This is a genomic window from Paraburkholderia sediminicola (genome assembly GCF_046026895.1).
GTDB lineage: Bacteria > Pseudomonadota > Gammaproteobacteria > Burkholderiales > Burkholderiaceae > Paraburkholderia > Paraburkholderia sediminicola_C.
Map to the genome: position 1 here is coordinate 67722 of NZ_JAQQEU010000020.1, position 26981 is coordinate 94702.

Consider the following 26981-nt stretch of genomic DNA (forward strand, 5'->3'; position numbering starts at 1 on the left):
GACGTCGAGCCATGTATCAATCGGACATCACCCAGTTCCTGAACCAGCTCAAGCAACAGAAGCCCAATCTGGAAGCCGAGCAACGCCGCGGCCGCGCGCTGCTGTGGGACAAGCAGCCGATCGATCTGGAAGAACGCGCCGAGCAGAAGGCGTCGCGCGTAGAACAGACGCCTTACTCGTACTATCAAAACTTCTAAGAGCGTGAGCCGCGCCGACGAGGCACACGGCGCGCCGGCGGCCCCCGCCGACGCCGCGCTGGCCACGCCCGCCACTGATTCGACGCCCGACACCGTCGACGGCATCGCGTTTGCGCGCCTGTACGGCGAGCCGCTCTTCAAGCTGCCGACGGACCTGTACATCCCGCCCGACGCGCTCGAGGTGTTTCTCGAAACGTTCGAAGGACCACTGGATCTGCTGCTGTACCTGATCCGCAAGCAGAACTTCAACGTGCTCGACATCCCGATGGCGGATGTCACGGTGCAATACCTCGGTTACGTCGACCAGTTGCGCCAGACCAATCTCGAACTCGCATCCGAATATCTGCTGATGGCCGCGATGCTGATCGAGATCAAGTCGCGCATGCTGCTGCCGGTGAAAAAGGCCGACAGCGGCGAAGAGGCCGAAGATCCGCGTGCGGAACTGGTGCGCCGCCTGCTCGAATACGAGCAGATGAAACTCGCCGCGCAGCGCATCGACCAGTTGCCGCAACTCGGGCGCGACTTCCTGCGCGCCGAGGTCTACATCGAGCAAAGCATCACCCCGCGCTTTCCCGACGTGAACAGCGAAGACCTGCGCGCCGCGTGGGCCGACGTGATCAAGCGCGCAAAGCTCGTGCAGCATCACAGGATTTCGCGCGAGGAGCTGTCGGTGCGCGAGCACATGAGTTCGATCCTGCGGCAGTTGCAGAACGCGCGCTTCATCGAGTTCTCCGACCTGTTCGACACCACCAGGGGCGTGCCGGTCGTGGTGGTGAATTTCATCGCCGTGCTCGAACTGTGCCGCGAGTCGCTCGTCGAAATCACCCAGGCCGAGCCGTTCGCGCCGATGTATGTGCGCCTCGCCTACCTGCCGGCCTGAAACCGGCGCGGCATCCGGCACCGGCGCGGCGGCACGCGCCGCGCCGGGTTGCCTCGATCTGGTGCGCCGCGTGCACAAATCCACTACAATCCCGCGCTCCAAACCCGTCATCCGTCACGAGACGGCGGCCCGCGCGATTCCTTGAAGTCTTGCGCCAACCGAGTCGCGCGCCGCGCGAGGAAATCCCAGTCCGATCATGAAAGTCATCAGCTCGATCCATGAATTACGCGACCAGTTGCGCGGCCAGAATCGCACGGCCTTCGTGCCGACCATGGGCAATCTGCACGAGGGCCATCTGTCGCTGATGCGCCTCGCGCGCCAGCACGGCGACCCGGTGGTGGCGAGCATCTTCGTCAACCGCCTGCAGTTCGGTCCGAACGAGGATTTCGACAAATACCCGCGCACGATGGAAGCGGACATCGAAAAGCTCCAGAAGGAAAACGTCTACGTGCTGTTCGCGCCGACCGAGAAGGATCTGTATCCGGAGCCGCAGGAATACCGCGTGTATCCGCCGCATGATCTCGGCGACATCCTCGAAGGCGAATTCCGTCCCGGCTTCTTCCAGGGCGTGTGCACGGTGGTGATGAAGCTGATGTCGTGCGTGCAGCCGCGCGTCGCCGTGTTCGGCAAGAAGGACTACCAGCAGCTGATGATCGTGCGCCGCATGTGCCACCAGTTCGCGCTGCCGACCGACATCATCGCCGCCGAAACCGTGCGCGACGCCGACGGCCTCGCGCTCAGCTCGCGCAACCGCTACCTGCAGGCCGCCGAGCGCGCCGAGGCGCCGACGCTGGCCGCCGAACTCAATCGCGTGCGCGATGCGGTGCTGTCCGGCGAGCGTGACTTCGCCAAGGTCGAACAGGCGGCGATGGCCTCGCTGGCCGCGCGCGGCTGGCAGCCCGACTACGTCGCGGTGCGCAGGCGCTCGGACCTGCTCCCGCCCGGCGCGCAGGACGCCGACGCGCAACTGGTCGTGCTGGCCGCGGCCAAACTGGGCGCGACCCGTCTGATCGACAACCTCGAAATCTGAAGCGGTCACTGAAGCCGTAACCGAAGCCACACAGGATTGGTCATGCAACGCAACATGCTGAAGTCGAAGATCCACCGCGTCGCGGTCACGCACTGCGAGCTGCACTACGAAGGTTCGTGCGCGATCGACGAAGACTTGCTGGAAGCGGCGAACATCGTCGAAAACGAACGGATCGACATCTGGAACATCAACAACGGCGAGCGCTTCTCGACCTACGCGATCAAGGGCGAACGCGGCAGCGGCATGATTTCGCTGAACGGCTCGGCCGCGCGGCGCGCGCAACTGGGCGATCTGGTGATCATCGCGGCGTTCGCGGTGGTGGATGAAGCGGAATTGAAGGCGGGCTGGAAGCCGGACCTGGTGTTCGTCGACGAGAACAACAGGATCAAGGGCAGCCGCGATCACGTGCCGACGCAGAACTGGACCTGAGCCAGGCGGGAGTTCGCCGGTTCAGACTGGCTCTTCGCGTTCGCCCGGCACTCTTGTTTTACACACCGGATCTGCGCGTTCACCCGGTTCGCCACGCGGGCGCCCGCGCGGCTAGCGGCTGGCGCGGGCGGCCACAGCCGCCTGCTGCCCCGCTTCAGCCCTTCTTGCTGCTGCCGTTGGTCCAGTCGAGGATCGGCTGCCATTGCTCCAGATCCTTCTCCACGCGGCTTTTCGCGACGTCCCACAACGTCAGGCCGTGGGCCGCCAGTTGTACATAGTTCTGCGTGTCGCGCAAAAAGCCTAGCACCGGCAGCTTCAATCCTTCGACGAAGCGGTGCAGTTGCTCCGCCGAGCGCGTGCGCGCATCGACGCGCATGCCGACCACACCGATTTCGATCGCGCCTTTCCTGACTGCTTTTTCCTTCGCCAGGCGCTCGAGAAAGTCTTGGGTGGCAAGAATGTCGAACATGGATGGCTGGAGCGGCACGATCACCTTGTCGGCGAGATCCAGCGCGATGGTCAGGCGGTTGCCGTGCAAGCCGGCCGGCGTGTCGACGACTGCGTGCTCCAGACCCTTGGGCGGTTTGGCGGGCGCGTCCTGATTGACTTCCCAGTTTTCGATGGCGGGCAGCGTAGCCGGCCGCAACGCCAGCCACGCGTGTGCGGACTGCTGCTTGTCGAGGTCGGCCAGCGCGACCCATTCGCCGGCCGCGGCGAAATAACCGGCCAGATTGGTCGATAGCGTGCTTTTGCCCACGCCGCCCTTCGGATTCGCCACCACGATCACCGTCATGAATTCTCCCGGAAAGAAGGCTGGGCACCGCCAGCCGGTTTGCCGCGCTGTTTACTCTGACTTGCGCCGGCGGGTTCCGATCCGTACCTTTCATGTTCACCCGCCGATCCAGCCGTTGATAATATCGACAAATGCAGCGCGGCGAAGCCCCCGGCGGCGAATCGACCGCTTTACCCTGCCGGTTTTTTCATCAAGGACCCCCATCTCATGACCAAGCTGCGCCCGGAATACACCATCGAACGCCTGCACGAACGCCAGCGAGGCAGGCTGCCTGGCTTGCTGGGCCTGCGCGTGCTGTCGCTGGAAGAAGGCATGCTGAGCGCGGAGTTGACCGTGCGCGACGAATTGCTCGCCCCGAACGGCTTCCTGCACGCGGCCACCGTGATCGGTCTCGCCGACACCGCCTGCGGCTACGCATGTCTTGCGCATCTGCCGGAAACGGCGCGCAATTTCACGACCATCGAGCTGAAGAGCAATTTTCTCGGCACGGCGACCGAGGGGACGATACACGCGGTCGCGAAGGGCGTGCACCTGGGGCGCAGCACGCAAGTGTGGGACGCTACGGTGACCGATCCGAACGGCAAGACGATGGCCCTGTTTCGCTGCACGCAGATGGTGTTGTATTGAGTGATGGGGACGGCGTGGGCCGTCCTCCTCCGCAGACGTGACGAAACGTTCAGTGTAGAAAAGCACGCGGCCTGATGGCGCGTGCTTTTTTTGTTGGCGCGGTGGGATCAGGCGGTAGGGGATATTTGGCTTCGCGGTCTGCGGTCGTCGGCTGGACCGGTCAAAGATCAGCGGCTTTTCCAACTGATCCGCCCGCCGCGAGCCCCGACCGATACCACTCTCAAACAACCGCCGCGCGCGACGCCTTCACGCTGCTCATCGCCAGCACCCCGCCGCCGAGCAGCGCCTGCACCACCAGCGTCACCGCCCAGAACGCCGGATATTCCCAGCCGCCGTTCGGCGACGCGAAACCCCAACCGTTGTGCATATGCGCCGACATCGCGCCGAGCATGAACGGCAGCAGCGCCAGCGCGACCCAGCGCACCTGCACCCCGAGCAGCAGCGCGATGCCGCCGAGCAGTTCGACGAACGCCGTCAGATAGCCCAGCCACCCCGGCAAGCCGAGCGAAACGAAAAACTGCGCGGTGCCGGGCAGCGTGAAGACGAAAATCTTTTGCAGGCTGTGGGCGAGATACAGCACACCCAAGGCAACGCGCAGCAGCAACGCGGCCAGATCGGGAAAGCGGTCCGAGTTCATGGAGAGTCCTTGATGGAGAGAACGGCCGGCAGCCGTCGATGGGATGAACTTTATTCGAACTAACTGAGCCGAAAAACCCTCTCCGATAGTTTGATTATTTCCCTATAAGAGTTAATCGCCACATTTTGCCGACTCCTATCAACCGATCGCCGCAAACAACTTCGCGAGATCGAGATGCTCGGCAAGCGTATCGGCCACCCTATCCAGCGACGCCTCACGCAGCGCCGGGTAGTCGATTTTCTCGGCATCGTTCAGCCCCGCCCACGCGAGCAATGCGGCGCACGCGGCCGGTGTGTCGAACAGGCCGTGGACGTAGGTGGCGAGAATCTGCCCGTCGGCGGAGATCGCGCCGTCCGGATGCGCGGCGCGCGTCCCCTGCGCGTTTTCCAACTGCAACGCGGGCGCGTCGAGCGCCGGGCCGCGCGTCTCGCCCATGTGAATCTCGTAGCCGGCCACTTCGGGCGAACCGGGCAACGCAAGGCGCCCAGTCACGTTCTTCAGCGTCTTCTCGCGCGTGAGCACCGTCGCGTAGTCGAGCCAGCCGAGCCCGGCCGACGTCCCCGGCGCGCCTTCCACGCCATGCGGATCGGCCACTTCGCGCCCGAGCATCTGCATGCCGCCGCAAATGCCGATCACGCGTCCGCCGTAGCGCAGATGCCTTTGCAGCACTGCGTCCCAACCTTGCGCGCGCAGAAACGCCAGATCGCCGGGCACGTTTTTCGACCCGGGCAGGATGATCAGGTCGGCCGGCGGCGCCGGTGTGCCGCTGCGCACGTAGTGAAAATCGACCTGAGGATGCGCGCGCAATGCGTCGAAATCCGTGTGATTACTGATATGCGGCAGCACCGGCACGATCACCCGCAACATCCGTCCCGGGCCGCCGCTGTGCGCCGCGCGCAACTCGGGCGGCAACATGTCTTCCGCGTCGAGCGTCAGCCCGTGCAGATAAGGCACGACGCCGAGCACCGGTTTGCCGGTTTTCGCTTCGAGCCAGTCCAGTCCCGGCTGCAGCAAACCGATATCGCCGCGAAAACGGTTGATGATGAAACCGCGCACCCGCGCCTGCTCGCTCGCCGACAGACACGCCAGCGTGCCGGTCAGATGCGCGAACACGCCGCCGCGATCGATATCGGCCACCAGCACGACCGGGCAATCGACGGCTTCTGCGAAACCCATGTTGGCGATATCGCGCTCGCGCAGATTGATCTCCGCCGGACTGCCCGCGCCTTCGACGAAGATCGTGTCGTAGGCCGCTTGCAGACGCGCATACGATTCCAGCACCGCCTCGAACGCGACGGGTTTGTAGTCGTGATACGCGCGCGCGTCGAGATTCATGCGCGCCTTGCCGTGGATGATCACCTGCGCGCCGCGATCGCTGGTCGGCTTGAGCAGCACCGGGTTCAGATCGGTATGCGCGGCAATCCCGGCGGCCACCGCCTGCAACGCCTGGGCGCGGCCGATCTCGCCGCCATCGACCGTCACCGCGCTGTTGAGCGCCATGTTCTGCGGCTTGAACGGCGCGACCCGCACGCCGGCGCGGCGTGCGAGACGGCACAAACCGGCGACCAGCGTGCTCTTGCCGGCGTCGGACGTGGTCCCCTGGATCATCAGCGTGCCGCGCGGCACGGGGGTGGCTGCGTGCGGGGTCGGGGTTGAGGGCGGAGTCGGGGTGGTGGTCACGGGAGTCGGGAGTCGGCGGTGAAAAGGTGGTGCGGCAAGTAGAAGAAGTGAACGAGGGCGAAGCGGCGAGCGGCCATGCAACCATGACGAAGCAATAACGCAGCCGCAGCAGGAGATCGACTGAGCAAGGGCGCTTAAGCGCAGCGTCTATTCCGGCGTCGCGAATCGCCGCGTCGCTACTCGATTGAACGCGGCAGATGCGGCAACGGCTTGCGCGCCAGCGAGCCGGCAAAAAGCAGCCCCCGCAACCCACCGCCGCGCATCATGCAGCAACAAAACATCGAGCCCGCGGCATTATCCCATCGCGCCGGGCCGCACTGCACGCCGGTACAATCACACGATGACTCCCCGCGACCTCACCTTCGTTCTCGGCGGCGCCCGTTCGGGCAAGAGCGTGCACGCCGAGCAGCTCGCCAGCGACAGCGCCCTCCCCGTCACCTACATCGCCACCGCCCGCGTCGCCGACGACGCCGAATTCAGCGCGCGCATCGCGCATCATCGCGCGCGGCGTCCCGCGCATTGGCGCCTCGTCGAAGCGGGTGTCGATCTCGCCGGCGCCGTCATGCAAAGCGACGCGCCCGGCCATTGCCTGCTGATCGACTGTCTGACGCTGTGGCTCGCCAACCTGCTATGCCCGGCCGAAGGCGAGGCGCTGCCGCTCGCTCGATATCACGCGCAGGTCGCCGCGCTCGAAGCCGCGCTCACCGGCGCGCGCGGCAAAGTGCTCGTGGTCAGCAATGAAATCGGCCTGGGCGTGGTGCCGCTTGGCGCGGCCACGCGTCTTTACGTCGACGAACTCGGCCGCCTCAATCAGCGCATCGCCGAGTTGAGCACAACAGCCACGATGATGGTCGCGGGCTTGCCGCTCGCATTGAAAACAGCGGGCCGCGCGTAATGCTGTCACTTCCTCTGATCGCGACGCTGGCGACCGCGGGCGTGGCCATCGACCGCTGGTTCGGTGAACCGCGCGCCGCGCATCCGCTGGTGGGCTTCGGCCGCTGGGCCGCGCGCCTGGAAAAGCGCTTCAACACCGGCCGCCGCTTGCGGCTCAAGGGGCTGGCCGCATGGGCGCTCGCGGTGCTGCCGCCGGTGCTGATCGCGTGGTGGCTGGTCGCGGTGCTGCCATTTTTCGCGGCTTGCGCGGTGCATGTCGCGTTGCTGTGGTTCGCGCTCGGCGCGCGCAGCCTGCACGATCACATCGCGCCGATCGCGCGGGCTCTCACCCAGCACGATCTCGTGCAAGCGCGCCAGTTGACCGCGCAGATCGTGTCGCGCGACACCGAGCAAGCCGATGAAGCCGCGCTGTCGCGCGCAGCGGTCGAATCGGCGCTCGAAAACGGCAACGACGCGATCTTCGGCGCGCTGTTCTGGTTCGCGATCGCGGGTGGTCCCGGCGCGCTCGGCTTTCGCCTCGCCAACACGCTCGATGCGATGTGGGGCTACCGGACACCACGCTATTTGCGCTTCGGCTGGGCCGCGGCGCGTCTGGACGATGTGCTCAACTGGATTCCCGCGCGTCTGACCGCCACCAGCTACGCGCTGCTCGGCGACACGCACACCGCCTGGCGTTGCTGGCGCGAGCAGGCGCCGCGCTGGGACAGTCCGAATGCAGGCCCGGTGATGGCGGCGGGCGCCGGCAGCCTGAACGTGCTGGTCGGCGGCCCGGCGGTGTATCACGGCGCGCTCGAACACCGGCCGACGCTGGGCTTCGGACATCCCGCGCAGGCGAGTCACGTGACGGCCGCGCTGGCGCTGGTCGAGCGGACGATCATTCTGTGGCTGGCGGCGCTGATCGTGCTCGCATTGCTGAGCGTGCCCTTTCATGGTTGATCGCATGGCAGACCCGATGAGCAACGCGGCAAACGACGGAGTGGTTCACGGCGGCAATCTGCACGAAGCGGCCGAGCGCTACGGGATTCCGTACGCGCAGTGGCTCGACCTGTCGACCGGGATCAATCCGCACGGCTATCCCGTGCCGCCGGTTCCCGCCGATGCCTGGCGCCGCCTGCCCGACGAAGGCGACGGCTTCGCTGCCTGCGCCGCGCGCTACTACGGCGCACCGGATGCGGCGCACGTGCTGCCCGTCGCCGGCAGCCAGGCGGCGATCCGCACGCTGCCCGCGCTACTGCCGCGCGCGACGGTCGGCATCGCGCCGCTCACGTACAGCGAATATGCACCCGCGTTCGCACGGGCCGGGCATCGTGTCGCGCCGCTCGACGTGCGCTGCGACGGCTTGCCCGACACGCTCACTCACGTGGTCGTCGTGAATCCTAACAATCCGACGGCCGCGCATCTGAGCGCCGGGAAGCTGCTGCATTGGCATGCCCAGTTGCGCGCGCGCGGCGGCACGCTGCTGGTCGACGAAGCCTTCGCCGATACGATGCCGACGGCCTCGCTCGCGGCAAGCACGCATCTCGACGGCCTGATCGTGTTGCGCTCGCCGGGCAAATTCTTCGGACTCGCCGGTGTGCGCGCGGGGTTCGTGCTCGGCGCGCCCGCGTTGCTCGACGCGTTGCGCCGGTCGCTGGGCGCGTGGACGGTTAGCGGACCCGCGCGTCACGCGGTCAATGCCGCGTTCGCCGACGAAGCGTGGCAACGGCACATGCTCGTGCGGCTCGACGGCGAAAGCGCGCGGCTGGCCGGCCTCCTCCATGCTCGGGGTTTCGCTACGCACCGCACCCCGCTCTTCGCGTGGACCGACGACGCGCGCGCCGCCGCCTTGCACGAAGCGTTGGCGCAACGCGGCGTGTGGACGCGGCTTTTCGCAGCGTCGGGCAGCGTGCGTTTCGGCTTGCCCGCGAGCGGTCGCGAATGGGCGCGCTTCGACGAAAGCTTGCGCGCGGCGGTGCAGGCCATCGACCCCACGCGAGCCGCTTGAGATGACGCAGCACACGCGGCCTCGCCCCGCTCCCTCGCGCTCATCATGTCCGCCACACGCCTAACGCGATTTCAACATCCCGGCCCGATGACCCGTCTCGCCCGCTTCGTTCCGAACCTCGTCGCCGCTGTGTTCTGCACGACCGCGCTGCCCACGCACGCCGCGATCACCGTCACCGACGACACCGGCGCAACCGTCACGCTGTCGGCACCGGCGCAACGCGTGATCAGCCTCGCGCCGCACGTCACCGAACTACTGTATGCGGCGGGCGGCGGCGCAAAAATAGTCGGCGCGGTGTCGTATAGCGACTACCCGCCCGAAGCGAAGCAACTGCCGCGCGTCGGCGACAACAAGGCGCTCGACCTCGAGCGCATCGTCGCGTTGCGGCCCGATCTGATCGTCGTGTGGCGGCACGGCAATGCGCAGCGGCAACTCGATCGTCTGCGCGAACTGCACGTGCCGCTGTTCTTCAGCGAGCCGCATCATCTGGACGACGTGGCCGTGTCGCTGACGAAGCTCGGCCACTTGCTCGGCACGTCGCCGAGCGCCGATACGGCGGCTGCCGCCTATCGCCGCGACATCGCGCGCCTGCGCACGCAGTATGCGAACCGGCCGCCCGTGAGCGTGTTCTATCAGGTGTGGGACAAGCCGTTGATGACGCTCAACGGCGAGCATATGGTCAGCGACGTCATCACGCTGTGCGGCGGGCGCAACGTGTTCGCAGGACTTCAGCCCCTGGTGCCGACCGTCTCGACCGAAGCGGTGCTCGCCGCCAACCCCGAGGCGATCGTCACCGCGGCGCCGGGCGCGACCCCGCCCGACACCCGCTTGCCGCAGCTCGACACATGGCGCGCATGGCCGGGGCTGACCGCGGTCGCGCACCACAACCTGTTCGCGATCGACGGCGATCTCATCAACCGGCCGGCGCCGCGCATCGCGCAGGGCGCGCAGCAGCTGTGCGAAGACCTGGAAACGGCGCGCTCGCGCAGAAAAGCTGCCGCACAGTGACGCGGCTCACGCGTTCCAGCGCGCCAGCACCCACTGCTGCGACTCGTCGTCACGACGCAGCCAGACGATCCCGGCCATATCGAGCGACCATCTCAAGCAACGCTCAAGCGCCACGTCCAGCACCAGCGACGCGATCACCCGCATCACGCCGGCATGCGTGACCACATACGCGGGCGACAGCTCGCGCGTTTGCGCGAACGCATCGAGCCACGCGCGCACCCGCCCGACGAATTGCGCGACGCTCTCGCCGCCATGCACGCGCGCGTGTTCGAAATTGGCGACCCATTCGTCGAGCAGCGCGCGATCAATCTGGTCCCAGCGCTGCGTCTCCCAATCGCCGAAGTTCATTTCCTTTAGCCGGTCGTCGTGACTGAGCACGCAGCCGAAATCGTTCGCCATCTCGGCGGCGAGCGCCGAACAACGCGTCAATGGACTCGACATCAACACGCGCGGCGCCGGCACCTGCAGTTTGGCGAGCTTCAGCGCGAGCACGCTCGCCGAGATCTCGGCGGCGTCGGCGAGCGCGACATCGCTGTGGCCGTAGCACACGCCCGCATCGAGCGCGACGGCGGGATGACGAATCAGGACGATATCCATGCAAGCCCCACCAGGTAGATGCTCAATTCGAAAATCTGCTGCGCGAAGCCAAGGCAGTCGCCGGTATAACCGCCAATGCGTCTAACGAAGTAACGGCCCATCACAAGACGAAGCGCGATCAGCACCGCGAGCATCGAGCCCGCGAAGCGCCAATCCGGCGCCCCTGGTCCGTTCGGCCACAGCAACCACGGCAGACCGAACAGCGCCGCGCACAGCAACGACGGACCGCTCAGACGCTGCGCGACCGGCTTGGCTTTGCCTTCGGCGCGCACGTAGTCGAGCGTGGCCAGATAGCTGATCGCGCAAGCACGGCTCGCCGCATGCGCGGCAATCATCAGACTTGCGGAGCGCAGCGGCGGCAACGCCGCTAGCGTCTGCCACTTCAATGCGAGCGCGATCACCAGCGCGATGGCGCCGAAAGCGCCGATGCGTGAGTCATGCATGATGCGCAATGCATCGTCGCGCTTATATGCGCCACCGAACGCATCGACGCAATCGGCGAGACCGTCCTCGTGAAAGGCGCCTGTCACCAGCAGCGATGCGGCCATCGACAGCAGCACCGCCACGCCCGCCGGAAACACATGCAGCGCCGCCAGGTATACGAGCGCGCTGAACGCGCCGACCAGCCCGCCGACCAACGGAAAATATCGCGCTGCCGCATTCAGATAGTGCGGCTCGAAGCCGACCCAGCGCGGCACGGGCACGCGCGTGAAATAACCGAGCGCCGTGAAGAAATAGCGCAGTTCCGCGAGGGGGTTCATGAGCGGCCGAATGCAGGTTCGTTGTGGTGAAGCGCGTCAAGCTTCGCGATTCGCGACGCCGGCCGAATCGAAGCTCGCCATCTCGTTGACGAACGCCACCGCCGCGCGCAGCAGCGGCACGGCAAGCGCCGCGCCGGTGCCTTCGCCGAGCCGCATGTCGAGCGAGAGCAACGGCAGCGCGCCGAAATGATCGAGCATGCGCCGGTGCCCCGCCTCGTTCGACGCATGCGCGAACACACAGTACTCGCGCACGTTCGGCGCGAGTACATCGGCGACCAGCAGCGCCGAACTCGCGATGAAGCCGTCGACCAGGATCGTCATGCGCGCTTCGGCGGCCGCGAGATACGCGCCCGCCATCATCGCGATCTCGAAGCCGCCGAAAGTGGCGAGCACGTCGAGCGGACGGATCGCCGCGGCATGCTGCGCGAGCGCCGCCGCGAGCACATTGCGCTTTTTCGCGAGCCCCGCGTCGTCCAGACCGGTGCCTCGGCCGACGCATTCGTCGATCGGCACGCCGCACAACCGGCTCATCAGGCACGCGGCCGACGACGTGTTCGCGATCCCCATCTCACCGAAGCCGATCACGTTGGTGCCGAGCGCCGCGTGATGCCGCACGCGCGCCGCGCCCGCCTGCATCGCGGCGAGCGCCTCCCCGGACGTCATCGCGGGCTCATGCGCGAAGTTGCGCGTGCCGCGCGCCACCGGCATGTCGACAAGTCCATCCGTCGACGCAAGCGGCGTCGCGATGCCCGCGTTGACCACTTCGAGTTCGAGCCCGGCGACCCGGCTCAACGCATTGATCGCCGCGCCGCCCGCGAGAAAATTGGCGACCATCTGCGCGGTCACCGCTTGCGGATACGGGCTCACGCCTTCGGCGGCAATGCCGTGGTCGCCGGCGAACACGATCATCGCCGGGCGCTGCACCGTAGGCCGCGTGGTGCGCTGGATCAGGCCCATCTGACGCGCGAGCGTTTCAAGCCGGCCAAGACTGCCGGGCGGCTTGGTCTTGGTATCGATGATGTGTTGCAACTCGGCGCGCAGCGATTGATCGAGCGCGGCGACTTCGGACAAACCGGCCGGGCGTGGCAAAGAAGTCATGGACGTGGTCTGGAAAGAGAGTGAAGGGAGGCAACGGCTAGCCTGCTGGCAAGTCATTGCCGGCAGGCGATTCGTGACGCGCACGCGGCGCGGGAATCAGCGCCTCGTGTTCGCCGTCGCGAATCAGGATCAATGGATAACCGAACGCCCGGCTCGTCAACGTGGGCGTGAGCACGTCGTGCACCGCTCCGGCATATGCGCCGCCCTCGCCGTCGAGCAGCAGCGCGTGCGTTGCGAAGCGGCGCGCCAGATTCAGATCGTGGCAGGAAAACATCACGGTGCGCCCCGGTTCGCGTGTCCAGGCGGCGAGCGCTTCGAGACAGTCGATCTGATGATGCAGATCGAGATGCGACAACGGTTCGTCGAGCAGCAAAAGCGGCGCGTCCTGGCATAGCACCGCCGCCAGCGCCACGCGTTGGCGCTCGCCGCCCGACAACGACAGCACGTCGCGTGCGGCGAATGCGCCGAGGCCCAACAGATCCAGCGCGGCGTGCGCGGCGGCGCGATCAGCCGCGCGCTCCCAGCCCCAGCCGCTCAGATGCGCAAAGCGATGCAGCAGCACGATGTCGAGCACGCTCGCGCTGAACGCGTCGGCTGCGCTTTGCGGCATCAGCGCGCGGCGCTGCGCGAGCGGCAGCGCACGCCAGTCGGACACGCGCACGCCGTCCAGTTCGACATGGCCCGCCGCCGGCGGCGACAGACCCGCGAGCGTCGACAGCAACGTAGTCTTGCCCGCGCCGTTCGGCCCGGCGACGCACCAGATCTCGCCCGCATAGAAGGTGTGCGTGAACGCGTCGAGCAAGGTGCGCGCGCCGGCGCGCAAGGTCAGATGTTGCACGCTCAGAGCAGGATGGGACACGGTGGCGGGTGATTGCATCATCGGCGCCTGCGCAACAGCATCCAGAGGAACACCGGCACGCCGACGATCGACGTGATCACGCCGACCGGCAATTGCGCCGGCGCGATCACGGTCCGCGCGATCAGGTCCGCGCCCATCACCGCGACGCCGCCGCCGAGCGCCGTGGCCGGCAGCAGCATGCGTTGATCGTTGCCGAACGCGAGCCGCAACATATGCGGCACCACCAGGCCGACAAAGCCGATGGTGCCCGCCGTCGTCACGGCAGCCGCCGCCGCGAGCGACGCCACCAGATACACGCGCAAGCGCAGCGGCAGCACCGCGACGCCCAACGCCTGCGCGGCTGCGTCGCCACGCAGCAGCACGTTCAGACGCGGCGCCGCCGGTACGATCGCCAGCAATGCCACGACGAGCGCGGCGAGCGCCGTCCACGGCATCGCGCCGCCGTTCAGATCGCCGGTCAGCCAGAACAGCATGCCGCGCAAACGGCTGTCGGGCGCGACGTTGAGCAGCAGGGTGATGAGCGCGCCCCACCCCGCCGCGATCACCGCGCCGGTCAGCAGCAAACGCGGCGACGTGTCCTGCGGCTCGCCGCGCCACAGCTCGCGGCGCGCGAGGCCGAGCACCAGCAGGATCGATACGAAAGCGCCAGCGAACGCGCTGGCGTCGACGAGCCACCACGCGCAGCCGGCGACCATCGCGAAGAGCGCGAACGTCGCCGCGCCGCCCGACACGCCCAGCACATACGGTTCGGCGAGCGGGTTGCGCAACAGCACCTGTAACAGCGCGCCCGCCAACGCGAGCAACGCGCCGCACGCGAAGCCCGCCACCGCGCGTGGCAAACGCAGCGTGCGCACGATCTCGCCGGCAAGATCGGACGATGCGGCCGACCCGGGCGGCAACGCGTGCGACGGCAGCAGCGCCGCCAGCACGCGCCCAGGCGCGAGCGGCACACTGCCCAGCGCGAGTGACGCCATCAGCACGGCCAGCGCGATCACCGCGAGCGCGAGCCAGATCGCGGCCGCGCGCCTCGCGCTCATCACGCGCAGGGTCGCGGGCAACGAGTTCGCATGACGGCTCATCCGCGCGACCTCAACGCGGCGCAGCCATCACTGCTGCTGCCAACCGACCGTGACATACGCACCGCGTCCCGGCGAGTTATACGAGTAGGCCGTTTCATAGTCCTTGTTGAACAGGTTCTGGATTTGCGCGGCCACGTACCACGCTTTCGTGATGTTGTAGCGCGCCGACACATTCACGATGCCGTAGCCGCCCAGCTTGCCGCTGCTGTCCTCGCGCGGGCCGCTCACGATCCACTCGCCGCCGACGCGCCATCCCGCGATGCTGCGATTCACCGCCAGCGAACCGAAACGCCGCGCGCGCCGCAAGAGGTCGGCATCGTTGTCGAGGTCGACGGGATTTTGCAGCGTCAGCGACGCGCGCACGTCCGTCTTGCCGACCTGCCCGCTCCACGATCCTTCGAGCCCCTGCACCTTCGCATGGCCGACGTTTTCGGCCAGATAGATGCTGGGCGTCACCTGCGCGTAGTCGATCAGATTCGAATAGCGGGTCTGGAATGCGCTCACACGCATCACGCCGAGTGCGCTCGACGCGAACTGCAACGCCGCTTCGATCGAGTGGCTGCGCTCCGGCTGGATCGACGGATTGCCGCTGATTGGATAGTACAGATCGTCGAAGCTCGGCGCGCGAAACGAATCCGCGTAGCTTGCGGTTGCCTTCCAGTGCCCGGTGATGTCGAAACCGTAGCCGAGATAGTAACTGTTCGCCCCGCCGAAATCGGAATACTGATCGTGGCGCACGTTGGCCTGGATCTGGTTGCGCCCGAAGCGTCCCGTATAGCCGACGAAGCCCGAATCCACACGACGGTCCGGCGCGGCGAACGTGTCGGAGTCGAGGCTCTGGTCGAGATGCTCGTAGCCGACCTGCAACTTCTGCTGCGCGGCGAACGCGAAATCGTTCTGCCATGTGTACTGGCGATTGTCGGTATCGAAGCGGCCGTTGTATACGCCGTTAGTGTTCGACACGCTGCGGTCATCGCCTTCGGCGACGATGAAGTGCGTGGTCCACCAGTCGGTGAGCTTGCCGTTCGCGAACACCGACGCCTGGCGCACCTTGCTGTACAGGTTGTTCAGATCGGTGGGCATGCCGTAGGCGTTGTCGTAGCTGTTGTTGCCGTTCGACTGCAAGTAGCTGATGCCGGCGTCCCATCGGTGGCTGAACTTGTGACGCAACGAAGCCGAGACGCTCTCGTTCAGATAGCCGTTTGCGTTCGGATTAGCGTTGGGCGCCTGCTGCGGATCAAGCGACGAAAAGCCGTCGTCCTTCGTGCGTGCGAGCGAGATGCTGAAGGTCGTGCGGCCGTCTTGATCCAGCGCGCCATTCACGCCCGCCTGCTGCGTCTGCGTGTGATAGCTGCCGTAGCCGAGCGAAAAGTTGAAACGCGGCGGATGGTCGCCGCCGACTTTCGTGAACACCTGGACCACGCCGCCGATCGCGCCCGACCCGTATAACGCGGACACGTTGCCGTTCACCACTTCGACGTGACCGATCTGGTCGAGTGGAATCTGCCCGAGTTGCGGCGCGCCGAGACTCACCGAATCGACCCGCACGCCGTCGATCAGCAACAGCGTTTGGGTCGACGAAGCACCGCGCAAATAGAGGCTCGCCGTCGATCCTGAGCCCCCTGTGCGCGAGATTTGCGCACAGGGTGCGAGTTGCAGCAGCCCGGGCAAGTCGGTGGAGGTGGTGTCGGCGATATCCTGCTGATCGAATAGTGAGGTCTGCGGAATCGCATCGGCGAGCGCTTGCGGCCCGCGTTCCGCGGTGACGACGACCGGCGACAACACGGTGAACGATGCATTCGCCGAGGCGGCATCCGCATCGGTTGCGGACAAAGATGAAGACGGCGTTGCAGATGCAGCAGAAACTGCGGGCGCAAACGCAGCAGCGGACGCTGAAGCAGCGGACGACGCAGCAGCCTGAGCATGCGCGACGAGCGGCAAGCCCGCGAAAGCGAGCAATGTCGCGCGGGCGATGGGGCACAGCATGGGATGGCATTCCTGTGAATAGCGGGCGCGGCCCGCTTCCCCGCAGGCCGATGCATAACGAGGCCACCCACGCCATCAACATTTTCGCGGGGACGTACCTCTCCCTCTGGCCGGTATCCGGGCTGGCGACACATCGATCCCGCCTTCCCACGCGTAACGCGCAGTGGCACACTCGCATGTTGAACTTCGAACACGCGCTGGGATCGACCTGCATGACGAATGCGGTCGCTTACCGTTGCGGGGGCAGCGCAGTTTCGCGGGTTCAGTTCATATGAACGGCGCGTTCTGCTTCCCGTTTAACTGCGCGCACTGTAGACAAGCGCGCGCGGGCACCAGAGTGCGCGCAGTGTATGAGCGGGCTCGAAGTGCGTCAAGAAAGGCCGATGCGCGCGCACCCTGTTTCTGTAAAGTGCAGGTTATTGTCCGACGGGCGAGTACTTTTTCATCATATGGTCGGTAAAAGCCTGCACAAAGCGATGTTGTTACGTCTCGAAACGAGACAATTGTCGGAACCTGCAATATTCCGCGCTAAAATGCGATGTCTTTAGAGGACGCAGCACATGCTCACCGAACTCGAATCACTCTCACAGAATATCGGCAAGCTGATTGCGATCAGCCAGCGCCACCATGAAGCGCGGCTCGCGCTCGAAGAGCAGCTCGCGCAGTCGCGTGCCGAAGCGGAAGCAACGCGCACGGAACTTGCGCTGTTGCGCGAGGAGCGCGACGCGCTGCAAGCGGAACGCGACACGCTGTCCGCCAAGATCGACGACGCTCAGGTGCGCCTGAATGCGATTCTCGAGAAACTGCCGCGAGCGCGCGCGAGCAGCGAGCCGGATAACCAGCTCGATCTGCTCGAGCCCGCTCAGCACGCAGTCGAAGCGGAGAGCGACGTTACCCGCCACGGAGAAAACGCATGACCACCAAGCAGATCGAAGTCTCGATCCTCGACGTGCCCTATCGTCTCGCGTGCTCACCGGAAACGGAAGGCGCGCTGCTCGAAGCAGTCGCTCGCGTCGACGCCGAAATGTCGAAGATCCGCAATAACAGCAACGTGCGCGGCACGGATCGCATTGCTGTGATGGCTGCGCTGTCGCTGGCATCGGAACTGCTTAGGCTGCAATCCAGCGTTCGACACGGAGAAGCATTTCCCGCTGAGGAAATCCGGCGTACAATGCAGCAAATGAACGAACAACTGGGTACTGTGATCGAGCAGTACAGCATGCAGTAACTATCTGCCGGCCGGTCCCGAGATCGGCTGCGGATTCAAACGAAGTACGCGAGCAAGTCTCGGCAAACGTTTGAGTTCAATCGTTAAAGCTTCATCGGTTTAGCTTCCCTGCCTGGTTCGCCAAGGTCATATATTCCTTGAACCAATGCCATGTGCACGGTTGCGGAAATTTGTAGCACGGGTGTGCGCGTCACTCTGTCTGATGTACCCGAAGTGTTGCTAACTGCGACCAATTCTGAACCCCCGGTTCAGGATGCCGGCCTAGCGGCTAAGGCGGGGACCTTATCTGGAACGGCATCGGACTTCGGTCCGGTGCCGTTTTTCTTTGGGCGCCGCTTTTGCTGGGCGTCTCGTTGGCGTTTCATTAGGCTGCGATTTTCTTGTGCATCGTCTAACCTCTAACGTTCAATTCGATTCATGCGCTACTGGCTAATGAAGTCCGAACCGGACGAAGCAAGCATCGACCATCTCGCCAATGCACCGCATCACACGTTGCCGTGGACCGGCGTACGCAATTACCAGGCGCGCAACTTCATGCGCGACATGATGCAGGTCGGCGACGGCGTGCTGTTCTATCATTCGAGCTGTCCTGAACCCGGCATTGCCGGGCTGGCGGAAGTCTCGTCCACCGCTTATCCGGACCCGACCCAGTTCGATAAGAAGAGCCCGTACTACGACGCGAAGTCGTCGCAGGAAACAACGCCGCGCTGGTTGCTCGTCGACGTGGTGTTCAAGAAGAAGATTCCGCTGATTCCGCTTGCCGCACTGCGCGAGCATGAAGAATTGCGGGACATGCGCGTGCTCGCCAAAGGCAATCGCCTGTCGATCACACCCGTGACCGAGGCCGAATGGCGCTTCATTACCAAGCGGCTCGTTTGACGTCTATTACGTTGAACTAGTGGAGGACGAGCCGTTGGCGCTGGGTCGTGTGTCGCGAATGAACACAGTACGCGCAAACGCAGCGCTCATGTCGGCGGCGACGCCGACCCAAGGAACCAAGCCCAGGTTGCGCACGCCTAAAGAAACGAACCGCAAACGTCGTGCCACTGCACGGCGTTTGCGCCCCTCGGGCACAACCCCGTTCAAGCAAGGAGTTCAGCCATGACGAAAACAACCGCACGGGCACTCGCACTCGCATTCGCGTGCACCACGCCTGTCGCGCTCGCACTGTTCCCGGCCATGGCGCGCGCCCAAGGCGTGATGCAGGCGCAGCCCGCGGGCGTACTGTCGCTCAACGCGCAGGCCAGCGCGGAAGTGCCGCAAGACGTCGTCAATATCACGCTGTTCTACGAGCAGGAAGCCAGCGACCCTTCCACGCTCACCGCCACGCTGAACCAGCGCGCCGATTCGGCGCTGCAAAAAGCGCGCGGCGTGAGTGGCGTCACGGCCCGCACGGGTGCGTTCTCGATCTTCCCGTCCACCGATCGTGACGGGCGCATTTCCACGTGGCGCGGCCGCACGGAAGTCGTGCTCGAATCGCGCGACTTCGGCGCGGCGTCCAAGCTCGCGGGCCAGATGGCCTCGATCATGCAGGTCGGCAACGTGCAGTTCTCGCTATCGCCCGAAGCGCAGCGCGCCGCCGAACAGAAGCTCAGCGGCGAAGCGATCAAATCGTTCCGCGACCAGGCTGCATCGTCGGCGCAGGCGTTCGGCTTCAGCGGCTATTCGATTCGCGAGGTCAACGTCAATCACAGCGGCGTGATGCCGCGTCCCATGATGATGATGAGCGCGCGCGCGATGGGCGCCGACGCCAAGGGCATGGCACCCATGCCGCTCGAAGGCGGCACGTCGACGGTGACGGTCAACGTATCGGGCTCGGTGCAGATGAAGTGACGCGCGGGGTGGTGCGGCGGGCATTCGCATGCGCCGCTGTGCTGCTGCAAAAGCAAACGCCACGGCATGCCGTGGCGTTTTTTCATCGAGCACTCTGACTACGATAAACCGTAGGTAGCCCTCAGCTCGCGCTGACCGCTTGCGCCGGTTCGCGGCGCGCACGGCGATACGACCACACCAGCATGCCGATGCCCGCGAGAATCATCGGCAGCGACAGCCATTGGCCCATCGACAGGCCCATCGCCAACAGGCCGAGGAAGTCGTCCGGCTCGCGCGCGAATTCGACCGTGAAGCGTGCGAGGCCGTAGCCGATCAGGAACACCGCGGAAATCGCGCCCAACGGCTTGGGCTTGCGCGAGAAGAAGAACAGCACGAAAAACAGCGCGACGCCTTCGAGCGCAATCTCGTACAGCTCCGACGGATGCCGCGGCAGCATGTGATATTGCGCGAACACGTCATTCAGATGCCATTGCGCGGCCAGTTGCGGATGCGCGGCGAGCCACGCGGCGTCGTCGGGCGCGGCACCGGGAAACAGCATCGCCCACGGCGCGGACGGATCGGTCACACGGCCCCACAACTCGCCGTTGATGAAATTGCCCAGGCGCCCCGCCGCGAGCCCGGTGGGCACCATCGGCGCGACGAAGTCGGTGACCTGCAGCCACGAGCGTTTGCGCTGATACGCGAACAGCACCATCGCGAGCGTCACGCCGAGGAAGCCGCCATGAAACGACATGCCGCCCTCCCACACCTTGAAGATGTCGAGCGGATGCGCGAAGTAAAAGCTCGCCTTGTAAAACAGCACATAGCCGAGCCGGCCGCCGAGTATCGTGCCGAGCACGCCGTAGAACAGCATGTCGTCGATGTCCTTGACGGTCCAGCCTTGCGCGGCGACGTACGGCAAACGCAGCCGCAGCCGGCCGACGACGATCGCCGCGACGAACGCGACGAGGTACATCAGTCCATACCAGCGCACGGCGAGCGGCCCCAGATGAATGGCAATGGGGTCGAAATTGGGGTGAATGAGCATCGTGTTGTTATGGGCAGTTCAGGTTCAGAAGCGGAGTTGTCCAATGAATTTTCCGGGGGCGGCCTGCGGCGCGCGCCCGTTCGGCGCATGCATTTGACGGCGCGGCCGGCGATCCGTTCACGGCGGCCCGCTAGACACGCGGCGCGACGGACTGCGCGTGACCGGTGGCGGCGTGCGAGCGCACGATGTCGATGAAACCGGCCAGCACCGGACTCACCTCGTCCGTTCGCCAGACCAGCCCCGTTTCGATCGCGGGCACCGACTCGGACAGCGGCCGGTACACGACGCCCGTGCGGCGCAGATTACGCAAAGATTGCGGCACCAGTGCGACGCCCATGCCGGCCGATACGAGGCTCACGATGGTTTGCATCTGGATCGCCTCCTGGCCGACCCGGGGTGCGAGGCCCGCCACGCCGTAGCAATCCATAATGATGTCATAAAAGCCCGGCGCCAGACGTCTGGGGAAGATCACGAGCGGCGCGTCGGCGACATCGCGCAGGCTGACCGGCGCGTCCAGCCACTCGGCGCGCGGCTCGCAGCCGCCGGCCCCGGCGGCGCTGCTCACGCGCGCGGCCATATCCGTCGACATCGCGATCACCAGCGGCTCTCGCGCGATCGGCAGCCATGCGAGCTGCGCGCTGTAGCGCGAGGGTAGCGGCGCGATCGCGAGGCCGGCGTCGATGCGCCCAGCCATCAGTTCGCCCACCTGCACGTCGCTGGTGGCCTCGGTCAGTTCGAGCCGCACCCGCGGATGACGCGCGCCGAAATCGCGCAGCAGCGGCGGCAACAAGCCGTAGTCCGCCGTGGACACGAACGCCAGCGACAAGACCCCCGCCTCGCCGCGCGCGAGGCTCTGCGCGAGCGGCCGCAGACCCTCGGCGCTCGCCAGCAGGCGCTCGACCTCGGGCAGCAGAGCGGCGCCGACCGGCGTGAGCTCGACCGAACGCTTGGTGCGCGCGAACAACGCAACGCCGAGCGTCTCTTCCAGCGCGCGGATGGCTTGCGACAAAGGCGGCTGCGTCATTGACAGGCGCGCGGCCGCGCGCCCGAAATGCTTCTCTTCGGCGACGGTGACGAAATAGCGCAACTGGCGCAGGTCAGGAGTGGCGGGCAGCATGATTAATACATTTTACGACCTAATCGCGCCTGAATAATATATTGGACACACGGTTCGCAAAACTCCATCCTTGCGCCACGAGCCGGAACTACACTGAACTGACGCGCTGACCCATCCGCCAGCCTCCGCAATACGGCCAGCCCCGGCCCGGCTCAAAACAAAACAGATTGGAGATCCCCATGGCATACAACCGTCGTTCGAAGAACATCACGCAAGGTGTGGCGCGTTCGCCGAACCGCTCGATGTACTACGCGCTCGGCTACCAGAAGGAAGATTTCGACAAGCCGATGATCGGCATCGCCAACGGCCACTCGACCATCACGCCGTGCAACGCCGGCCTGCAGCGGCTCGCCGACGCCGCCGTGGTGGCGGTCAAGCGCGCCGACGCCAATCCGCAGATTTTCGGCACGCCGACGATCTCGGACGGCATGTCGATGGGCACCGAAGGCATGAAGTACTCGCTGGTGTCGCGCGAAGTGATCGCCGATTGCATCGAGACCTGCGTGCAAGGCCAATGGATGGACGGCGTGGTCGTGATCGGCGGTTGCGACAAGAACATGCCGGGCGGCATGATCGGCCTCGCGCGCATGAACGTGCCGGGCATCTACGTGTACGGCGGCACGATCCGTCCGGGCAACTGGAAGGGCACCGACCTGACCATCGTGTCGTCGTTCGAAGCGGTCGGCGAATTCACGGCGGGCCGGATGTCGCAGGAAGATTTCGAAGGGATCGAAAAGAACGCGTGCCCGTCCACGGGTTCGTGCGGCGGCATGTACACCGCCAACACGATGAGTTCGTCGTTCGAGGCGCTCGGCATGTCGCTGCTGTATTCGTCGACGATGGCCAATCCGGACGAGGAGAAGGTCGACTCGGCGGCCGAATCGGCCCGCGTCCTGGTCGAAGCGGTCAAGCAGGACCTGAAGCCGCGCGACATCATCACGAAGAAGTCGATCGAGAACGCCGTGGCGCTGATCATGGCGACCGGCGGCTCGACCAATGCCGTGCTGCACTATCTGGCGATCGCGCACGCGGCCGAAGTGGAATGGACCATCGAGGACTTCGAGCGCATGCGCAAGAAAGTGCCGGTGATCTGCGACCTGAAGCCGTCCGGCCAGTACGTGGCGACCGATCTGCACAAGGCAGGCGGCATCCCGCAAGTCATGAAGATCCTGCTCGACGCGGGGCTGCTGCACGGCGACTGCATCACCATCACCGGAAAGACGCTCGCTGAAGAGTTGAAGGACGTGCCAGGCAAGCCACGCGCCGATCAGAAAGTGATCTTCCCGATCGATCAGGCGCTCTACGACGAAGGCCATCTCGCGATCCTCAAGGGCAACCTGGCCGAGGACGGCGCGGTCGCCAAGATCAGCGGCCTGAAGAACCCGGTGATCACCGGCCCGGCCCGCGTGTTCGACGACGAGCAAAGCGCCATGGAAGCGATTCTGGCCGACAGGATCGTCGCCGGCGACGTGGTGGTGCTGCGCTACCTCGGCCCGAAGGGCGGGCCCGGCATGCCGGAAATGCTCGCGCCGACTTCGGCGCTCATCGGCAAGGGTCTCGGCGAGAGCGTCGGCCTGATCACCGACGGCCGCTTCTCGGGCGGCACGTGGGGCATGGTGGTCGGCCACGTCGCGCCGGAAGCGTTCGCGGGCGGCACGATCGCGCTCGTGCAGGAAGGCGATTCGATCACGATCGACGCGCACAAGCTGCTGCTGCAACTGAACGTCGACGACGCCGAACTGCAGCGCCGCCGTGCCGCGTGGCAGCAACCGAAGCCGCGCTACACGCGCGGCGTGCTGGCGAAGTACTTCGCGCTGGCGCTGCCGGCGAACAAGGGCGCGGTGACGGGCTGAATGCGCCGGCAAGCTGCGTAAAAGCGCGTAGGAGCACGAAGGGGCGCACGGGAAACCGTGCGCCCCTTTCCTTCTATAATGCTCGCACCACGAGTCGGGCCCCTGCACCGACGGAGACCATAATGAAATCAATGTCGTATGCGGCGCTCGCGGCCGTGCTGCTGGGCGCGCTATCGAGCGCCGGCAGTCGGGCAGCGCATGCCGAGGCCTCCGCCGGCCTCGCGCTGGCCCAGCAGGAGAACTGCATGAGTTGCCATTCGGTCACGCGCTCGTTCATGGGGCCGGCGCTGCACGAGGTCGCGGCCAGATATGCCGGACGCGAAGACGCCGCGCTTTATCTGAAGCACAAGATCCTGGACGGCAGCACGGGGGTATGGGGTCCGGTGCCGATGCCCGCGAATACGCAGCTCACACCCGATCAGGCGGCCGCGCTGGCGGCCTGGGTGTTGACCCTCAAATGAAACGGGCGCCTCGCTGAAGGCGCCCGCTTCGGGCGTCCATCAGGACGCCGCCTCACTCTCACTCGATCAAGCGCGGCCCGAGCGCCGCGCAAGCTCCTCTTCCACCGCTTCGCGCACCCAGCCGGTCATTTCGCTTTCGAGCGTCAGCGCCACTTCGCGCGTGATTTGACTGACGAGCAAGGTGGTGTGCTCCTGCAACGCATCGCGGCAACGCGCTTCGACGATGCCGCGCCCATCGCCCGTGAGGAAGCCGGCAAAGCGTCTGCGCAGACGTTCCGCGATCGCGTCGGCGTCGAGATCCGCCTGCAACAACGCTGAGGTGTCCGTGTCGCGCGCGATATCCGGCGGCACGGTGGCGCCCGCTTCGAGCGGGGCCGCCGGTTCGGCGCGATCGAAGACGTCCGCCAGGACAGGCGCGGCTTCAGGGGCCGTCAGCGGTTCCGCCTCGACCGCGTGCGCGGTGCCGGGCTGGGTTCCGCGAGCGTCGTCGTGAGCGGGCTCGGGCGACAGAACGGGCTCAGGCGAGCGCAGCTCCTGCGGCGCAAGCACAGGCTGCGGAGCCAGCACGGGCTCCGCATCCGCGGGCAGACGAGGTTCGTCCGCATGCGCCGGCTGCGGCGCGAACACCGGTTCGGTCTTGAAGCCGGGTCCGCGCAGCGCCTCGGGTCCGGCTGCCGTTTGGCCCTCCGGCTCCGGATGCGCCGGCGCCGCGCGGCCGGGGACGAGAATCTCGTGCAGAACCGGAATCGAGTTATCGTTGGGATCGGACACGTGCTCTCTCCGTGTGTGAGTCGAAGCCGCAGCAGGCTGCCCGCGCCGCATCCGTCAGTCAGACGACGAACCCGGCGCACACGACCCGCTGCAGAGGGAATGAAGCCTAGCTGCCTTGCTTGTAGTTGTTCAAAGCATAGCCGCGATCGCGATAGAAGCGATAACGCTCGCGACCCGCAATCAGTTCGTCGTGTGTGTTACCGACCACTTCCAGCAATCTTTCGAAACGCGCGAATTGCGCGGGTACTGTCGCGCCGAGATTGAGCAGCACCTGGTGATGCGGGACGTCGTCGAGGCTCGTGGCCAGCACGATCGGCGTTTGCGCGGCGAGCGGCGTGCCCGCCATGCAGTGCGGCACGAAGTCGAGCGGCGCGAAGGTCCACAACTGTTCGTCGAACTCCCGCAGGCGTGCGGGCTCGGCCAGCACGATGGTCGGCTGGTCCGCTTGATACGCCTTGCGGATCAGGCGGCACGCATACAGCAGCGAATCGCCGACGTTCGAGTGAAAATCGATTCTCGTCATCGGCGGCTCCGCGCTGCTGCCGTCGCCGCGCTTGCCAGGCTTGCCGCGCCCGCGGGCTTACTGCAATGCGTCATTGCGCGGCGCGACCGTCCGCGGCCCGGTCGATCAGGAACTGCGCGAGCAACGGCACCGGCCGGCCGGTGGCGCCCTTCGCCGCGCCGCCCTTCCACGCGGTGCCGGCGATATCCAGATGCGCCCACGGGTACGCGTCGGTGAAGCGCGACAGGAAGCACGCCGCCGTCACGCTGCCCGCCGGCCGGCCGCCGATGTTCGCGACATCCGCGAAGTTCGACTTCAGCTGGTCCTGGTACTCGTCGTCGAGCGGCAGGCGCCAGGCCGGGTCGGACGCTTCGCGCGACGCGTCGAGCAACTCGCCCGCCAGCGCGTCGTCTTTCGAGAACAGCCCGCTGTTGTGATGGCCGAGCGCGATGATGCACGCGCCCGTCAGCGTGGCGATGTCGATCACCGCGGCCGGCTTGAAGCGCTCGGCGTATGTGAGCGCGTCGCACAGGATCAGGCGGCCTTCGGCGTCCGTGTTCAGCACTTCGATCGTCAGGCCCTTCATGCTGGTGACGATGTCGCCCGGCTTGGTGGCGGTGCCCGACGGCATGTTCTCGACCGCCGGGATGATGCCGACCACGTTGATCTTCAGGCCCATTTCGGCGACCGCGCGCAACGTGCCCAGCACCGAACCGGCGCCGCACATGTCGTACTTCATCTCGTCCATGCCTTCGCCCGGCTTCAGCGAGATGCCGCCCGTGTCGAACGTGACGCCCTTGCCGACCAGCACCACCGGCGCGGCCTTCGCAGCGCCGCCCTGGTACTGCAGCACGATGAACTGCGCGGGCTCGACCGAGCCGGCCGTGACGGACAGGAACGAGCCCATCTTGAGCGCCTCGCACTGCTTCTCGCCGAGCACCTCGACCTTCAGCTTCCAGTCTTTGGCGAGCTTCTTCGCGGTGTTGGCGAGGTAGGTCGGCGTGCAAACGTTGCTCGGTAGATTGCCGAGGTCGCGCGTGAGGTCCATGCCGTTGGCCAGCGCCGCGCCCTGCTTGGCGGCCAGCTTGGCGGTTTTCTCGTCACCGGTGTCGACGCTGAAGACGACGCGCTTCAACGCGCGCGCCGAGTTGTCCGGCTTGCTCTTCATCTGCGTGAACTTGTAGGTCAGCTCGCGCAGCGCGAGGATCGCGGCGCGCACGCCCCAATCGGCCGAGCGTTCGAGCACCGGCAACTGGGCCAGCGTGAACGTGACCTGAACGATCCTGGTGCCGAGCAGCGCGCGCCAGGCGGCCCGCACGGCGTCGCCGTAAGCTTTCTGGCTGAAGGCGTCCTGCTTGCCGAGACCGACCAGCAGCACGCGCGACGCGCCGATGCCCGACACTTCATGCAGGAACAGCGTGGTGCCGGCCTTGCCGTCCATGTCGCCGGCCTTGATGATGCGCGTCAAGAGCCCCTTGGTGGCGGCGTCGATCTCAAGCGCGGCGCCCGAGAGCGTTTGCGACTCGAACACACCGATAACGATGCAATCGGATTTGCCGGTCAGGAAACCGTTTGACGAGCCCTTGGTCCAATCACAGGCTTTTATGCTAAAGTCCATCGCGCTTGTCCTCGGATAAAATCTGGGCTTAG

General features: G+C 65.9%; 29 protein-coding genes, 1 other RNA gene and 1 riboswitch. Of the genes, 16 read left to right on the top strand and 14 right to left on the bottom strand.

Annotated features, from left to right (window positions below; all coding sequences use genetic code 11):
• Nucleotides 1-11: 11 nt before the first annotated feature.
• The 4 genes from PQR02_RS16470 to panD all read left to right on the top strand — a co-directional run bounded on the left by PQR02_RS16470 (nucleotide 12) and on the right by panD (nucleotide 2536).
• Nucleotides 12-197, top strand: coding sequence for a DUF3460 family protein (locus tag PQR02_RS16470; protein WP_007175923.1), 186 nt, complete (start codon nucleotides 12-14; stop codon nucleotides 195-197).
• A gap of 4 nt (nucleotides 198-201) precedes the next feature.
• Nucleotides 202-1077: a segregation and condensation protein A gene (locus PQR02_RS16475; RefSeq protein WP_408232692.1), complete on the top strand. Its 876-nt coding sequence runs from the start codon at nucleotides 202-204 to the stop codon at nucleotides 1075-1077.
• A 196-nt stretch (nucleotides 1078-1273) separates the two neighbouring features.
• Nucleotides 1274-2107 (top strand): pantoate--beta-alanine ligase, encoded by an 834-nt coding sequence (gene panC / locus PQR02_RS16480; protein ID WP_408232695.1) that lies wholly within the window; start codon nucleotides 1274-1276, stop codon nucleotides 2105-2107.
• Between the two features lie 42 nt (nucleotides 2108-2149).
• A complete protein-coding gene (gene panD / locus PQR02_RS16485; protein WP_094783245.1) occupies nucleotides 2150-2536 on the top strand; it encodes an aspartate 1-decarboxylase in 387 nt (128 codons plus the stop codon).
• A 154-nt stretch (nucleotides 2537-2690) separates the two neighbouring features.
• Here the strand turns inward: panD and PQR02_RS16490 are convergent, their stop codons facing one another.
• The gene (locus PQR02_RS16490; RefSeq protein ID WP_408232700.1) at nucleotides 2691-3329 is read right to left on the bottom strand and encodes a ParA family protein; all 639 of its coding nucleotides are present in this window, start codon (nucleotides 3327-3329) and stop codon (nucleotides 2691-2693) included.
• 207 nt (nucleotides 3330-3536) lie between these two features.
• On the opposite strand from PQR02_RS16490, the gene PQR02_RS16495 reads away from it, so the two are divergent.
• Entirely contained in the window at nucleotides 3537-3956 is a 420-nt protein-coding gene (locus PQR02_RS16495; protein ID WP_408232703.1) for a PaaI family thioesterase, read from the top strand.
• A gap of 220 nt (nucleotides 3957-4176) precedes the next feature.
• On the opposite strand, the gene PQR02_RS16500 is transcribed toward PQR02_RS16495, so the two are convergent.
• Together PQR02_RS16500 and PQR02_RS16505 are read right to left on the bottom strand one after the other, a co-directional pair.
• A complete protein-coding gene (locus tag PQR02_RS16500; RefSeq protein WP_408232706.1) occupies nucleotides 4177-4593 on the bottom strand; it encodes a DoxX family protein in 417 nt (138 codons plus the stop codon).
• 138 nt (nucleotides 4594-4731) lie between these two features.
• Nucleotides 4732-6201 (bottom strand): cobyric acid synthase, encoded by a 1470-nt coding sequence (locus tag PQR02_RS16505; protein WP_408232837.1) that lies wholly within the window; start codon nucleotides 6199-6201, stop codon nucleotides 4732-4734.
• Between the two features lie 412 nt (nucleotides 6202-6613).
• Here PQR02_RS16505 and cobU point away from each other — a divergent pair, with 412 nt between their 5' ends.
• The 4 genes from cobU (at nucleotide 6614) to PQR02_RS16525 (ending at nucleotide 10159) form a co-directional block, all read left to right on the top strand.
• Nucleotides 6614-7168 carry a bifunctional adenosylcobinamide kinase/adenosylcobinamide-phosphate guanylyltransferase gene (gene cobU / locus PQR02_RS16510; RefSeq protein WP_408232709.1) on the top strand — a complete coding sequence of 185 codons (555 nt, stop codon included), beginning with the start codon at nucleotides 6614-6616 and terminating at the stop codon, nucleotides 7166-7168.
• Nucleotides 7168-8103, top strand: a complete 936-nt coding sequence (gene cbiB / locus PQR02_RS16515; protein WP_408232712.1) for an adenosylcobinamide-phosphate synthase CbiB — start codon at nucleotides 7168-7170, stop codon at nucleotides 8101-8103. Before cobU ends, cbiB begins: the two co-directional genes overlap by 1 nt.
• Nucleotides 8104-8119: 16 nt before the next feature.
• Nucleotides 8120-9151: a threonine-phosphate decarboxylase CobD gene (gene cobD, locus PQR02_RS16520; protein ID WP_408232715.1), complete on the top strand. Its 1032-nt coding sequence runs from the start codon at nucleotides 8120-8122 to the stop codon at nucleotides 9149-9151.
• Nucleotides 9152-9238: 87 nt separating this feature from the next.
• Nucleotides 9239-10159, top strand: a complete 921-nt coding sequence (locus tag PQR02_RS16525) for a cobalamin-binding protein (RefSeq protein ID WP_408232718.1) — start codon at nucleotides 9239-9241, stop codon at nucleotides 10157-10159.
• Between the two features lie 6 nt (nucleotides 10160-10165).
• On the opposite strand, the gene cobC is transcribed toward PQR02_RS16525, so the two are convergent.
• From cobC to PQR02_RS16555, 6 genes are read right to left on the bottom strand one after another with little or no spacing between them, the layout of a single operon-like run.
• The gene (cobC, locus tag PQR02_RS16530; protein WP_408232721.1) at nucleotides 10166-10756 is read right to left on the bottom strand and encodes an alpha-ribazole phosphatase; all 591 of its coding nucleotides are present in this window, start codon (nucleotides 10754-10756) and stop codon (nucleotides 10166-10168) included.
• Nucleotides 10741-11517: an adenosylcobinamide-GDP ribazoletransferase gene (locus PQR02_RS16535; RefSeq protein ID WP_408232724.1), complete on the bottom strand. Its 777-nt coding sequence runs from the start codon at nucleotides 11515-11517 to the stop codon at nucleotides 10741-10743. Before PQR02_RS16535 ends, cobC begins: the two co-directional genes overlap by 16 nt.
• Nucleotides 11518-11553: 36 nt before the next feature.
• Nucleotides 11554-12615 carry a nicotinate-nucleotide--dimethylbenzimidazole phosphoribosyltransferase gene (cobT, locus tag PQR02_RS16540; RefSeq protein ID WP_408232727.1) on the bottom strand — a complete coding sequence of 354 codons (1062 nt, stop codon included), beginning with the start codon at nucleotides 12613-12615 and terminating at the stop codon, nucleotides 11554-11556.
• Nucleotides 12616-12652: 37 nt separating this feature from the next.
• On the bottom strand, nucleotides 12653-13492 hold the full coding sequence (locus PQR02_RS16545) for an ABC transporter ATP-binding protein (protein ID WP_408232730.1): 840 nt from the start codon (nucleotides 13490-13492) through the stop codon (nucleotides 12653-12655).
• Nucleotides 13492-14553 carry a FecCD family ABC transporter permease gene (locus PQR02_RS16550; RefSeq protein ID WP_408232733.1) on the bottom strand — a complete coding sequence of 354 codons (1062 nt, stop codon included), beginning with the start codon at nucleotides 14551-14553 and terminating at the stop codon, nucleotides 13492-13494. The genes PQR02_RS16545 and PQR02_RS16550 overlap by 1 nt, the downstream gene beginning before the upstream one ends.
• Nucleotides 14554-14580: 27 nt before the next feature.
• Entirely contained in the window at nucleotides 14581-16539 is a 1959-nt protein-coding gene (locus PQR02_RS16555) for a TonB-dependent receptor domain-containing protein (RefSeq protein ID WP_408232736.1), read from the bottom strand.
• A gap of 91 nt (nucleotides 16540-16630) precedes the next feature.
• Nucleotides 16631-16891, bottom strand: a riboswitch (cobalamin riboswitch).
• A gap of 208 nt (nucleotides 16892-17099) precedes the next feature.
• Here PQR02_RS16555 and PQR02_RS16560 point away from each other — a divergent pair.
• The 5 genes from PQR02_RS16560 to PQR02_RS16580 all read left to right on the top strand — a co-directional run bounded on the left by PQR02_RS16560 (nucleotide 17100) and on the right by PQR02_RS16580 (nucleotide 19600).
• A complete protein-coding gene (locus PQR02_RS16560; RefSeq protein WP_408232739.1) occupies nucleotides 17100-17456 on the top strand; it encodes an ATPase in 357 nt (118 codons plus the stop codon).
• Nucleotides 17453-17767 (top strand): cell division protein ZapA, encoded by a 315-nt coding sequence (locus tag PQR02_RS16565; protein WP_408232742.1) that lies wholly within the window; start codon nucleotides 17453-17455, stop codon nucleotides 17765-17767. The genes PQR02_RS16560 and PQR02_RS16565 overlap by 4 nt, the downstream gene beginning before the upstream one ends.
• Before the next feature lie 102 nt (nucleotides 17768-17869).
• A non-coding RNA gene (gene ssrS / locus PQR02_RS16570) (6S RNA) lies at nucleotides 17870-18051 on the top strand.
• Between the two features lie 133 nt (nucleotides 18052-18184).
• Nucleotides 18185-18646 carry an EVE domain-containing protein gene (locus PQR02_RS16575; protein ID WP_408232745.1) on the top strand — a complete coding sequence of 154 codons (462 nt, stop codon included), beginning with the start codon at nucleotides 18185-18187 and terminating at the stop codon, nucleotides 18644-18646.
• 222 nt (nucleotides 18647-18868) lie between these two features.
• Nucleotides 18869-19600, top strand: coding sequence for an SIMPL domain-containing protein (locus tag PQR02_RS16580; RefSeq protein WP_408232748.1), 732 nt, complete (start codon nucleotides 18869-18871; stop codon nucleotides 19598-19600).
• A 121-nt stretch (nucleotides 19601-19721) separates the two neighbouring features.
• On the opposite strand, the gene lgt is transcribed toward PQR02_RS16580, so the two are convergent.
• Both lgt and PQR02_RS16590 read right to left on the bottom strand, forming a co-directional pair.
• On the bottom strand, nucleotides 19722-20627 hold the full coding sequence (lgt, locus tag PQR02_RS16585) for a prolipoprotein diacylglyceryl transferase (protein WP_408232751.1): 906 nt from the start codon (nucleotides 20625-20627) through the stop codon (nucleotides 19722-19724).
• A 130-nt stretch (nucleotides 20628-20757) separates the two neighbouring features.
• Nucleotides 20758-21744, bottom strand: a complete 987-nt coding sequence (locus tag PQR02_RS16590; RefSeq protein WP_408232754.1) for a LysR family transcriptional regulator — start codon at nucleotides 21742-21744, stop codon at nucleotides 20758-20760.
• 179 nt (nucleotides 21745-21923) lie between these two features.
• On the opposite strand from PQR02_RS16590, the gene ilvD reads away from it, so the two are divergent.
• Complete coding sequence (ilvD, locus tag PQR02_RS16595) at nucleotides 21924-23597, top strand: dihydroxy-acid dehydratase (protein WP_408232757.1); 1674 nt, start codon at nucleotides 21924-21926, stop codon at nucleotides 23595-23597.
• A 122-nt stretch (nucleotides 23598-23719) separates the two neighbouring features.
• On the top strand, nucleotides 23720-24058 hold the full coding sequence (locus PQR02_RS16600; protein WP_408232760.1) for a c-type cytochrome: 339 nt from the start codon (nucleotides 23720-23722) through the stop codon (nucleotides 24056-24058).
• 66 nt (nucleotides 24059-24124) lie between these two features.
• On the opposite strand, the gene PQR02_RS16605 is transcribed toward PQR02_RS16600, so the two are convergent.
• From PQR02_RS16605 to PQR02_RS16615, 3 genes are all read right to left on the bottom strand, one after another.
• A complete protein-coding gene (locus PQR02_RS16605) occupies nucleotides 24125-24829 on the bottom strand; it encodes a DUF2486 family protein (RefSeq protein ID WP_408232763.1) in 705 nt (234 codons plus the stop codon).
• A 106-nt stretch (nucleotides 24830-24935) separates the two neighbouring features.
• Nucleotides 24936-25352, bottom strand: coding sequence for a DNA polymerase III subunit chi (locus PQR02_RS16610; RefSeq protein WP_408232766.1), 417 nt, complete (start codon nucleotides 25350-25352; stop codon nucleotides 24936-24938).
• A 70-nt stretch (nucleotides 25353-25422) separates the two neighbouring features.
• A complete protein-coding gene (locus PQR02_RS16615) occupies nucleotides 25423-26949 on the bottom strand; it encodes a leucyl aminopeptidase (RefSeq protein WP_408232769.1) in 1527 nt (508 codons plus the stop codon).
• Between the last annotated feature and the right edge of the window lie 32 nt (nucleotides 26950-26981).